Source organism: Mesorhizobium sp. M2C.T.Ca.TU.002.02.1.1 (genome assembly GCF_003997225.1).
Genome location: NZ_RZTO01000116.1, coordinates 1 through 11,041, shown reverse-complemented (window position 1 = coordinate 11,041; position 11,041 = coordinate 1). Strand labels below are relative to the sequence as shown.

General features: G+C 63.2%; 10 protein-coding genes. 5 read left to right on the top strand and 5 right to left on the bottom strand.

Features of this window, described 5'->3' with window-relative positions:
- Positions 1 to 309 precede the first annotated feature (309 nt).
- Positions 310 to 2,460, top strand: a complete 2,151-nt coding sequence (gene pnp, locus EOD07_RS08985) for a polyribonucleotide nucleotidyltransferase (RefSeq protein ID WP_127235166.1) — start codon at positions 310 to 312, stop codon at positions 2,458 to 2,460.
- Positions 2,461 to 2,551: 91 nt separating this feature from the next.
- Complete coding sequence (locus tag EOD07_RS08980; RefSeq protein ID WP_127235165.1) at positions 2,552 to 3,559, top strand: class I SAM-dependent methyltransferase; 1,008 nt, start codon at positions 2,552 to 2,554, stop codon at positions 3,557 to 3,559.
- A gap of 161 nt (positions 3,560 to 3,720) precedes the next feature.
- On the opposite strand, the gene EOD07_RS08975 is transcribed toward EOD07_RS08980, so the two are convergent.
- From EOD07_RS08975 to fabA, 4 genes are all read right to left on the bottom strand, one after another.
- Positions 3,721 to 5,274, bottom strand: a complete 1,554-nt coding sequence (locus EOD07_RS08975; RefSeq protein WP_127235164.1) for a bifunctional diguanylate cyclase/phosphodiesterase — start codon at positions 5,272 to 5,274, stop codon at positions 3,721 to 3,723.
- A 313-nt stretch (positions 5,275 to 5,587) separates the two neighbouring features.
- A complete protein-coding gene (fabI, locus tag EOD07_RS08970; RefSeq protein ID WP_127235163.1) occupies positions 5,588 to 6,391 on the bottom strand; it encodes an enoyl-ACP reductase FabI in 804 nt (267 codons plus the stop codon).
- A gap of 29 nt (positions 6,392 to 6,420) precedes the next feature.
- On the bottom strand, positions 6,421 to 7,641 hold the full coding sequence (fabB, locus tag EOD07_RS08965; RefSeq protein ID WP_127235162.1) for a beta-ketoacyl-ACP synthase I: 1,221 nt from the start codon (positions 7,639 to 7,641) through the stop codon (positions 6,421 to 6,423).
- 116 nt (positions 7,642 to 7,757) lie between these two features.
- Positions 7,758 to 8,273, bottom strand: coding sequence for a 3-hydroxyacyl-[acyl-carrier-protein] dehydratase FabA (fabA, locus tag EOD07_RS08960; RefSeq protein ID WP_040985924.1), 516 nt, complete (start codon positions 8,271 to 8,273; stop codon positions 7,758 to 7,760).
- A gap of 248 nt (positions 8,274 to 8,521) precedes the next feature.
- On the opposite strand from fabA, the gene irrA reads away from it, so the two are divergent.
- Positions 8,522 to 8,953: an iron response transcriptional regulator IrrA gene (gene irrA, locus EOD07_RS08955; RefSeq protein WP_040985923.1), complete on the top strand. Its 432-nt coding sequence runs from the start codon at positions 8,522 to 8,524 to the stop codon at positions 8,951 to 8,953.
- 10 nt (positions 8,954 to 8,963) lie between these two features.
- On the top strand, positions 8,964 to 9,344 hold the full coding sequence (locus tag EOD07_RS08950) for a DUF4260 domain-containing protein (protein ID WP_127235161.1): 381 nt from the start codon (positions 8,964 to 8,966) through the stop codon (positions 9,342 to 9,344).
- 141 nt (positions 9,345 to 9,485) lie between these two features.
- On the opposite strand, the gene EOD07_RS08945 is transcribed toward EOD07_RS08950, so the two are convergent.
- Positions 9,486 to 10,043 (bottom strand): SH3 domain-containing protein, encoded by a 558-nt coding sequence (locus EOD07_RS08945; RefSeq protein WP_127235160.1) that lies wholly within the window; start codon positions 10,041 to 10,043, stop codon positions 9,486 to 9,488.
- 270 nt (positions 10,044 to 10,313) lie between these two features.
- Between EOD07_RS08945 and EOD07_RS08940 the strand changes: the two genes are divergently transcribed.
- A partial coding sequence (locus EOD07_RS08940) for a D-glycerate dehydrogenase (protein ID WP_164772135.1) occupies positions 10,314 to 11,041 on the top strand: 728 nt, incomplete at its 3' end.

The window sequence follows — 11,041 nt, the reverse complement described above, 5'->3', positions numbered from 1 at the left end:
GAAAAAGGAATTCTTCTACGCGCATGGCGCGTTCCGGAAGCAGCGGTTTCCGGCGTCAAGCGCAAGGTCGGCCGACCAGTTGGCCAACCGGCCAACCAGTTGGCCAACCGGGTTCCGGACTGCAGAGGGCTATCCGGAGCCGCCCATGGACGGTCATGGGGCAGGATTGCAGGATGCTCGCTCGGCTTGGGAGCCGGACTTGATCGAGCATCCCGTTGTCTTGCCCGTGGCTGCCCGAAGGAAGCCAGGAAAGGGAGAACCCGTGACCGCTAGGACGGCGCGGCCCTTTCCGCATATGAAGGACAAGATATGTTCAATCAACACAAAGTGGAAATCGAATGGGGCGGTCGTCCGCTCATCCTGGAAACCGGCAAGATCGCGCGCCAGGCTGACGGCGCGGTGCTCGCCACCTATGGCGAGACCGTCGTTCTGGCCACCGTCGTCTCGATGAAGGAGCCGAAGCCCGGCCTCGATTTCTTCCCGCTGACCGTCAACTATCAGGAAAAGACTTACGCCGCCGGCAAGATCCCGGGCGGCTATTTCAAGCGCGAGGGCCGTCCGAGCGAGAAGGAAACGCTGGTTTCCCGCCTGATCGACCGCCCGATCCGCCCGCTTTTCGCCGACGGCTACAAGAACGACACCCAGATCGTCGTCACCGTCGTCCAGCATGATCTCGAGAACGATCCCGACATCCTGTCGATCGTCGCCACCTCCGCCGCGCTCACGCTTTCGGGCGTGCCCTTCATGGGCCCGATCGGCGGCGCCCGCGTCGGCTTCATCAACGGCGAATATGTCCTCAACCCGCATATCGACGAAATGGAAGAATCCAAGCTCGACCTCGTCGTCGCCGGCACCGGCGATGCCGTGCTGATGGTCGAGTCCGAGGCCAAGGAACTCTCCGAGGACCTGATGCTCGGCGCCGTCATGTTCGGCCACAAGAGCTTCCAGCCGGTGATCGAGGCGATCATCAAGCTGGCCGAGGTCGCCGCCAAGGAGCCGCGCGACTTCACCGCGCCGGATTACTCCGCGCTCGAAGCCGAGATGCTGAAGGTCGTCGGCGATGAGCTTCGCGACGCCTACAAGATCACCGACAAGCAGTCGCGCTATGCCGCGGTCGACGCCGTCAAGGCCAAGGTCAAGGCCGCGTTCGCTCCGGCCGAAGGCGAGGAAGCCAAGTACACTTCCGAGCAGATCGGCAGCGTCTTCAAGGAGCTCCAGGCCAAGGTCGTGCGCTGGAACATCCTCGACACCGGCTCGCGCATCGACGGCCGCGATCTCAAGACCGTGCGCAAGATCGTCTCCGAAGTCGGCGTCCTGCCGCGCACCCACGGTTCGGCGCTGTTCACCCGCGGCGAGACCCAGGCGCTGGTCGTCGCCACGCTCGGTACCGGCGAGGACGAGCAGTTCGTCGATTCGTTGACGGGCATGTACAAGGAGAAGTTCCTTCTCCACTATAACTTCCCGCCCTACTCGGTCGGCGAGACCGGCCGCATGGGCTCGCCGGGCCGCCGTGAGATCGGCCACGGCAAGCTTGCCTGGCGCGCCATCCATCCGATGCTGCCTTCGGCGGAGCAGTTCCCCTACACGCTGCGCATCGTTTCGGAGATCACCGAATCCAACGGCTCGTCGTCGATGGCGACCGTCTGCGGCACCTCGCTGGCGCTGATGGATGCGGGCGTGCCGCTGGCAAAGCCGGTGGCCGGCATCGCCATGGGCCTGATCAAGGAAGGCGAGCGCTTCGCGGTGCTCTCCGACATCCTGGGCGACGAGGATCATCTCGGCGACATGGATTTCAAGGTCGCCGGCACCGCCAATGGCGTCACCTCGCTGCAGATGGACATCAAGATCGATGGCATCACCGAGGAGATCATGGGCATCGCGCTGGCCCAGGCCAAGGACGGCCGCCTGCATATCCTGGGTGAGATGGCGCATGCGATCTCCGGCGCCCGCGCCGAGCTCGGCGAGTTCGCGCCGCGCATCGAGGTCATGCACATCCCGACCGACAAGATCCGCGACGTCATCGGTTCCGGCGGCAAGGTGATCCGCGAGATCGTCGAGAAGACCGGCGCCAAGATCAACATCGAGGACGACGGCACGGTCAAGATCGCTTCGGCGAACGCCAAGGAGATCGAGGCGGCGAAGAAGTGGATCCACACCATCGTCGCCGAGCCGGAAGTCGGCGAGATCTACGAAGGCACCGTCGTCAAGACGGCCGACTTCGGCGCGTTCGTCAACTTCTTCGGCCCGCGCGATGGTCTCGTCCACATCTCGCAGCTCGCCAATGAGCGCGTCGCCAAGACCTCCGACGTCGTCAAGGAAGGCGACAAGGTTTGGGTCAAGCTGATGGGCTTCGACGAGCGCGGCAAGGTCCGCCTGTCGATGAAGGTCGTCGACCAGGCGACCGGCAAGGAAATCGTCCAGGAGAAGAAGAAGGCCGAAGGCGAGGAAGACGCCGCCTGATCGGTTTGGCTGGATAGTTTAAGACGGGCGCGCCGCAAGGTCGCGCCCGTTTTGTTTCAGGGCACGACAAAGAGTTCTACGGAGCTGATGGATGGCCGCGGAGCCGCTGAAGACGCTGTTCTACCCGTTCGAGGCCGAGGCGCTGCCGCTGCCCGGGAAGGGTGCCCGCGTGCTTTTTCTCGGCGCCGAGCCGGGCTTCCGTCTGCCTGCCGGCTTCGAGGCGGCGCTGCATCTCGTGCAGGGTTTCAGGTCACATTTTCGCGCCTTGCAGGCGTCCGGCCACACGGTCACGCCACGGGCGGAGGGCGAGGGCTACGACATCGCTCTCGTGCTCGCCGGCCGGCATCGCGGGCAAAATGAGTTACGCATCGCCGAAGCGGTCGAGCGCATCGCTCCGGGCGCGCGTGTCGTCGTTGCCGGCAGCAAGGACGACGGCATCGACAGCCTGCGCAAGCGGATCGACGCGCTGGCGCCGCTCGAGGACCATCTGCCGAAGCATCACGGCGTTGCTTTCTGGTTCCGGCGGGCCGGCGCGGAGGCGTCCGCGACGCTGCGCGACGGCAACCCCGATCTTGTCGTCGAAGGCGGCTTCAAGACCAAGCCTGGCATGTTCTCCTTCGATCGGATCGATGCCGGTTCGAAACTGCTGGCCGCGAGCCTGCCTGACGATCTCAAAGGCAATGTCGCCGATTTCTGCGCCGGCTGGGGTTATCTGGCGGTGGAAGTCCTGCAGCGTTCGCAAAGCCTCACCGCGCTCGACCTCTACGAAGCGGATTTCGAAGCCTTGGAGGCAGCCAGGCTCAACGTCCATGGCGTCATCGAGCCACGCTTCTTCTGGACCGATCTGCTCGCCGAGGCGGTCGAACGGCGTTACGACGCGATCGTCATGAATCCGCCTTTTCACAGCGGCCGCGCCGCCGAACCCGGAATCGGCGCGGGCATGATCCGCGCGGCGTCGAAGGCGCTGAAACCGGGCGGCCGCCTGTTCATGGTCGCCAACCGCCAGCTTCCTTACGAGCAGGTGCTCTCGGCGGCCTTTTCCAGCCATGCCGAGATTGCCCGCGACGGCATGTTCAAGGTGTTTTCGGCGCGCCGCTAAAGCAATTCCAGGAAAAGTGCGAGCGGTTTTCCGCCCGGAATTGCGCCAGGAAAAAGCAATTCCAGGAAAAGTGTGAGTGGTCTTCTGTCCGGAATTGCGCCAGGAAAAAGCAATTCCAGGAAAAGTGTGAAGCGGTTTTCCGTCCGGAAAAAGCGAGGCGCTTACTGCACGCTGACGATGCGGGCCGGCTCATGCGTGCCGAAAGCGGGCCGGGCTTCGCCGAGCTCGATCTTGAGCGGCGCCGGCCGGCCGAATAGATAGCCCTGCACAACCTCGCAGCCGGCAGCCCGAAGCAGGGTGGCCTGGTTCTCGGTCTCCACACCCTCGGCGATGATGCCGACGCCCAGCGCCCGCGACAGGCCGACAATGGTCGAAACGATCGCGCCGGAGCTGGAGTCGGTGTCGATGCGGCTGACGAAGGAACGGTCGATTTTCAGCTTGCCGAAGGAGAAATCGATCAGGTAGCTCAAATTGGAATAGCCGGTGCCGAAATCGTCGACGGCCACCGAGATTCCCATCTCGGCAAGCTGCTCCAGGATCGCCGCGGCGCGGTCGCGATCCTGCATCATCGCCGTTTCGGTGACCTCGAGCTCCAGCCGCGACGGCTTGATGCCGGTCGATTCCATCACGTCCCGCACGATGCCGACGAAATCCCTGGTCATGAACTGGACAGGCGAGATGTTGACGGCGACGAAACAGTCCTGCGGCAGGTACCGGGCGTCGCTGCAGGCCTTGCGCAGCACCCACTCGCCGATCGGGTTGATCATGCCGGTTTCCTCGGCGATCGGAATGAACTCCATCGGCGGGATCATGCCGCGCTCCGGATGCTTCCAGCGGATCAGCGCCTCATAGCCGACGACGCGGCCGCTCGGCAGGTTGAGCTGCGGCTGGTAGTGAAGGCTGAAGTCGCCGCGGTCGAAGGCGGTCTTCAGCTCCGACTCGATCCACTGCCGATAATCCGCCACGCGGCCCATATCGGCGTGGAAGACGGACCAGTTGCCGATGCCGCTGGCGCGCGCGTTCTGCAGCGCAAGGTTCGAGCGGCGCAGGATCAGGACCGGGTCGACGCCGTCCTTCGGCATCGCCACGATGCCGACCGACAGGCTGACCGACTGCAGATGGCTCTGCAGCTGATAGGGCTCCATCATCTCGTTGATGAGCTTCTCGATGAGCCGTTCGATCGAACCCCTGATGTCGCGGTCCGGCAGCAGCACGCCGAATTCGCCGGCGCCGATGCGCCCGATCACCGCGTTCTTCGGCATAACCTCCTTCAGCCTGCTGGTGAAGGCGCGGATCAGTTCGTCGCCCTGGCTGTAGCCGATGGCGTCGTTGATCTGCTTGAAGCGGTCGATATCGATGTCGATCAGGAACATCGGCTCGCCGGTTCGGATCGTCCCGGAGGCGGCCTCGGCTATCTTGCCGACCATCGCCTGACGCGCCAGCAGGCCGGTCAGCTTGTCGAAATGGGTTTCCTTGAAGACATAGGCCACCGATTCATCGACGCCCGCGAAGAACGACAGCGCGGCACCGCCGGCGGCTAGAGCGCAGAGCGCGGCGATGACGCCGGCCATCGTTTCGGCGGGTATGCCGGCCATGCCGTCGCCGAAGCCGAACCGCAGCCCCCATAGTCCAAGGATGAAACTGCCCATGCCCGAGCTGGCGATGGTGATCAGCCGGAACAGCGGAGTCCGTTTGGGATTGCTGACTGCAGGCATGCACGGTCCCTAGATTACGGGCCCTTATAGCGGACATCTCCTTAAAATGAGTTTCCGCCGATGCATGCAATTTTACTGGAACGCTACTATCGCGGCCGCAAACTATTCGCGCCAGAGCAATTCCAGGAAAAGTGTGAGCGGTTTTCCGTCCGGAATTGCGTAAAACAAAGACATAGCGCGTTTCGCCGTTTCCATGAAACGGTGAAATGCGCGAGAGCATGATCCCGAAAAGTGGGAACCGATTTTCGGAGAAGGATCGTGCTCCCACAAAGAGTTGGATCGTAATGGCGATTCAACGAAACGCCATCACGATCTAGCCGTCGGTCTGCTTCAATTCCTCCAGTGCCGGCATCGAAACGATGTGATAGCCGGAATCCACATAATGGATTTCGCCGGTGACGCCCGACGACAGGTCGGAGAGCAGGTAGAGCGCCGAGCCGCCGACTTCGTCGATGGTCACGGTGCGCCGCAAAGGCGAATTGCGTTGCTGGTAGGAGAACATGTGGCGGGCATCGGACACGCCGGAGCCGGCCAGCGTCCGCACCGGCCCGGCCGAGATGCCGTTCACCCTGATGCCGCGCGGGCCGTAGTCGTTGGCGAGGTAGCGCACGCTGGCCTCCAGCCCGGCCTTGGCGACGCCCATGACGTTGTAGTTCGGCATCACCCTGACCGAGCCGGCATAGGTGAGCGTGATCATCGAGCCGCCATTGCCCATCAGCGCGGCGGCGTTGCGGGCGATCTCGGTGAAGGAGTAGCAGGAGATCACCATGGTGCGCACGAAATTGTCGCGGCTGGTGTCGGCGTAGAGGCCCTTCAGCTCGTTCTTGTCGGAAAAGCCGATGGCGTGGACCACGAAATCCAGCCCGCCCCAGGCCTTGCCGAGGGTCTCGAAGGTCGCGGTGACCGAGGCGCTGTCCTCGACGTCGCAAGGCACGATCAGCGAGGCTCCCAGCTTCTCGGCCAGCGGCTTGACCCGCCGCCCGAAGGCGTCGCCCTGGTAGGTGAAGGCGAGCTCCGCCCCATGTTCCGACAGCTTCTTGGCGATGCCCCAGGCAATCGAATGGTCGTTGGCGACACCCATGACAAGCCCGCGCTTGCCCTTCATCAACCCGTCCATAAAAGGCAATCCTTATAAAAACGCCGGCTCTATGCGGAATAGCGCTGGAAAATCAGCGTTGCGTTGGTGCCACCAAAACCGAAGGAGTTGGACAGGACGGTGTCGATCCTGGCGTTGTCGATACGCTTGCGCACGATCGGCATGCCCTCGAATTCCGGATCGAGCTCCTCGATATGGGCGCTCTCGCCGATGAAGCCGCCCTGCATCATCAGGATCGAGTAGATCGATTCCTGCACGCCGGCGGCCCCCAGCGAATGGCCGGTGAGCGACTTGGTCGAGGTGATATAGGGCATCTTGTCGCCGAACACCTCGCGAATGGCGCCCATTTCCTTGGAATCGCCGACCGGCGTCGAGGTGCCGTGGGTGTTGATGTAGTCGACCGGCGACGACACCGTGGACAGTGCCTGCCGCATGCAGCGGATAGCGCCTTCGCCCGAAGGCGCGACCATGTCGTAGCCGTCGGATGTCGCGCCATAGCCGACGATCTCGGCATAGATCTTGGCGCCTCGCGCCTTGGCGTGCTCCAGTTCCTCCAGCACCAGCACGCCGGCGCCGCCGGCGATGACGAACCCGTCGCGGTTGACGTCGTAGGCGCGCGAAGCGGTCGACGCCTTGTCGTTGAACTTCGACGACATGGCGCCCATGGCGTCGAACAAGTCCGACATCGTCCAGTCGAGGTCCTCGTGGCCGCCGGCGAACATCACGTCCTGCTTGCCCCATTGGATGAGCTCATAGGCATTGCCTATGCAATGCGCCGAGGTCGAGCAGGCCGACGAGATCGAATAGTTGACGCCGTGGATCTTGAACCACGTCGCCAGGGTGGCCGAGGCGGTCGACGACATGGCCTTCGGCACGGCGAACGGGCCGATACGCTTCGGGCTGTTGTTCTTGATCGTGGTTTCGGCCGCTTCGACGATGGTCCGGGTCGAAGGACCGCCGGAGCCCATCACGATGCCGGTCCGGTCATTGGTGATGTCGCTTTCACCGAGCCCGGCATCGGCGATCGCCTGGTCCATGGCGACGTGGTTCCAGGCCGCGCCCTGGCTCAGGAAACGCATGGCGCGGCGGTCGATCATCGGGGTGGGATCGAGCGTCGGTGCGCCCCAGACCTGGCAGCGGAAGCCGTGTTCGGCGAAGGAATTGGAAAAGCTGATGCCGGATTTGGCATCGTAAAGCGAGCTCTGCACCTCGTTGGCATTGTTGCCGATCGACGACACAATGCCGAGCCCTGTCACTACGACCCGTCTCATTCGCAACTCCTTCCGGCGTATTCAGGCGAAAAACCTAGCCGGTTTTCGCTTGTGATCATACGCAAATAAACTGACGTGGCGTCCATCGGCTACGCGGACGCCGTGGCGAAAAACCGTCAGGCGGCCGACTGCTTGGAAAGACCGACCTTCAGATCCGTAGCCGCGTATATGGGTTCGCCATCCGCCTTGAGCCAGCCATCGGCGATGCCAAGCACCAGCCGGCCCCGCATCACACGCTTGAAGTCGACGCCGTATTCGACCTTCTTCACCGACGGCGTCACCATGCCCTTGAACTTCACCTCGCCGGTCGAAAGCGCCATGCCCTTGCCGGGTTCGCCCAGCCAGCCGAGATAGAAACCGGTCAACTGCCACATGGCGTCGAGGCCGAGGCAGCCGGGCATGATCGGATTGCCGATGAAGTGGCAGGCGAAGAACCACAGATCCGGCTTGATGTCGAATTCGGCGCGGATGAAGCCCTTGTCGAAAGCGCCGCCGGTCTCGCTGATCTCGGTGATGCGGTCGAACATCAGCATCGGCGGGTAGGGCAACTGGGCATTGCCCGGCCCGAACAGGTCGCCGCGGGCGCAGGCGAGCAGTTCCTCGTAATCGTAGCTGGACTTTTGATCCGCCATCAAATTTCCGTCCCCGTGATCTTCGCGGGCGGCAGCGCGCCCTTGTCGTTGGTTTCCTAACACACTCTGTTTGCGGCCGGAAACCGGCGTTTGCGCTTAACCCGTGCGCCTGCCCGGGTCAATGCGCGCTATTGATCGCATTCGGACTACAGAATATATGTCGGAGGATGTCCGGTTTTGGCATTTGACGTCTTTTTGCCATTCTGGACCTGTTGATGGGCTGGGCCTCAAGCTTTCGACGCGAAGAGATGGATTCGGGCTACCGGAAGGAAAATGTCGCTGTGGACAAGCGGGTTCGCGAAGCCGGCCTGAGGCCGACGCGTCAGCGTATTGCGCTCGCCGATCTGCTTTTCGCCAAGGGCGACCGCCACCTTTCGGCCGAGGAACTGCACGAGGAGGCGATCGCCGCCGGCGTGCCGGTCTCGCTGGCGACGGTCTACAACGCGCTTCACCAGTTCACCCAGGCCGGCCTGCTGCGCATCCTGGCGGTCGAGGGGTCGAAAACCTATTTCGATACCAACACGTCCGATCACCACCACTTCTACATCGAAGGCGAGAACCGCATTTTCGATATCGAAAGCGGACCGGTAACCGTCTCCAACCTGCCGGCGCCGCCTGAGGGCATGGAGATCGCCAACGTCGACATCGTGGTTAGACTGCGTCCCAAACGCTGCGATTGATCCGTCTTCCATGCGCCCGGTCGACCTGATTGTCCGGTTTGAATGGGTCACCGTCGCCGCGTTGGCTGTCGTTTGCTACGCAATATCCGGCTTTTCCTGGTGGCTGTTTGCGCTGCTCATCCTTGCGCCGGACCTGTCGATGCTGGGCTACCTCGCCGGGCCACCCTTCGGCGCCGCTACCTACAACGCCTTGCATATCCTGATTGCCCCGCTCGTCCTCCTGCTTGCGGGCGCGTTGCTCGCCGGCCGGGTCACGACCGCCGTAGCGCTGATCTGGATCGCGCACATCGCCGTCGACCGTGCCCTCGGCTACGGCCTCAAGCTGCCCACCGGTTTTCAGGATACGCATCTCGGCCGTATCGGCCGCGACCGCAGCGACGCCGTCCGTTAGGGCGTGTTGAGATTCAGGTCAGGCCGTGTCGAGAATGGCGGGTTCCGAGAACCGGAACGGAGCGTATTTGAAGTACGTGAGCCCCGGAAGCGCGGGAAGCCGGCATTCGCAGGCCGGCCTCACCCTGAATATCGGCACAGCCTAGTTCTTGACCTTCTCGCCGGGATAGGCGCCCCACACCTGTGACTGCGCCATCCAGCCGGTGTGGCCGTCGAAGGTCATCTCGCACCACTGGCCGTCGCATTTCTTGATCGAGCCGATCACGCCCGGCTCGATGATGGCGACGACACCAGCATCCTTGTCGGGTTCGTCGAGCAGGTTGATTCGCCCGCCCTTGCCGCGCTGCCAGGGCGCGACGATCACGGTGCGGCGGCCTGAGAGCAGCGACTGATTGATCCAGCCCTCCGATCCGTCGGCATCGCGCACGCGGCGCCAGGTGTCGAATTCCTGGATGACTTCCATCGGCAGGCCGGCCTTCAGGTACATCCAGTTGACGGAATAATTGGCGCCGGGCCCGACGCGCGAATTGACGCGGGCCGGCTTCAGGCTGACGAAGCGCGGCAGCGGCAGGCCACTCGGCCCGAGCGTTATGGTTTGGGCGGGTGCTGCCGCGCTTTGCGCCAAAGCCTGCGGCGCGCAAAGCAGGGCGCCGAGAATGGCCGCGCTGAAGGCCAGGCGAAGCGACGCGAAACCAGACACTTTCGTTCCTTTCGGCGCCGGTCCGTCGGGACGGGCGCCCCTTTTTCTTTGTCTTCGGCGGCACCGCTTGTTACAGGAGTGGGCTGATGCCGCGACTGGCTACAAGTTTCGCCGGTCTTGGTTAAAGAGGTCTCAACGAGATCGGTTTCGAGAGCATGATCCCGAAAAGTGGGAATCGGTTTTCGGAAAAGATCATGCTCCAAAAAAGAGTAGGATCAGGATGACGATTCAACGAGACGTCATCCTGATCCAGGAAGCTTCGGGGATAAAATGGCAGGCAAAAAACGGCCCCTCGTCGTCATCACGCGCAAGCTGCCCGATCCGGTCGAAACGCGCATGCGCGAGCTGTTCGACGCAAGGCTGAATGTCGAGGACCGGCCGATGACGCAGCCCGAGCTGGTCGCGGCGGTCAAGGAAGCCGATGTGCTGGTCCCCACCATCACCGACCATATCGACGCCGCGCTGATCGCCCAGGCCGGCGAAAACCTCAAGCTGATCGCGAATTTCGGCAACGGCGTCGACAAGATCGATGTCGCGGCGGCCGCCAAGAAGGGCATCACCGTCACCAACACGCCGAATGTGCTCACCGAAGACACCGCCGACATGACCATGGCGCTGATGCTCGCCGTGCCGCGCAGGCTCGCCGAAGGCGCCAATGTGCTGACCGGCGAGAAGAAATGGGCCGGCTGGTCGCCGACCTGGATGCTCGGCCGGCGCATCTGGGGCAAGCGGCTCGGCATCGTCGGCATGGGCCGCATCGGCACGGCGGTCGCCAGGCGGGCCAAGGCCTTCGGCCTGTCGATCCACTATCACAACCGGCACCGCGTGCTGCCGGCCGTCGAGGAGGAGTTGGAGGCGACCTATTGGGAAAGCCTCGACCAGATGCTGGCCCGCATGGACATCATCTCGGTCAATTGTCCCTCGACGCCGGCGACGTTCCACCTTTTGTCCGGTCGTCGCCTGGCGCTGATGCAGCCTTCGGCCTACCTCGTCAACAC

Excerpts from the sequence above, each read along its gene's own strand:
- fabI (WP_127235163.1), bottom strand. The coding sequence starts at position 6,391 with ATGGACGGGTTGATGAAGGGCAAGCGCGGGCTTGTCATGGGTGTCGCC.
- irrA (WP_040985923.1), top strand. The coding sequence starts at position 8,522 with ATGGATTCGGGCTACCGGAAGGAAAATGTCGCTGTGGACAAGCGGGTT.
- EOD07_RS08975 (WP_127235164.1), bottom strand. The coding sequence starts at position 5,274 with ATGCCTGCAGTCAGCAATCCCAAACGGACTCCGCTGTTCCGGCTGATC.
- pnp (WP_127235166.1), top strand. The coding sequence starts at position 310 with ATGTTCAATCAACACAAAGTGGAAATCGAATGGGGCGGTCGTCCGCTC.
- fabA (WP_040985924.1), bottom strand. The coding sequence starts at position 8,273 with ATGGCGGATCAAAAGTCCAGCTACGATTACGAGGAACTGCTCGCCTGC.
- fabB (WP_127235162.1), bottom strand. The coding sequence starts at position 7,641 with ATGAGACGGGTCGTAGTGACAGGGCTCGGCATTGTGTCGTCGATCGGC.
- EOD07_RS08980 (WP_127235165.1), top strand. The coding sequence starts at position 2,552 with ATGGCCGCGGAGCCGCTGAAGACGCTGTTCTACCCGTTCGAGGCCGAG.
- EOD07_RS08950 (WP_127235161.1), top strand. The coding sequence starts at position 8,964 with ATGCGCCCGGTCGACCTGATTGTCCGGTTTGAATGGGTCACCGTCGCC.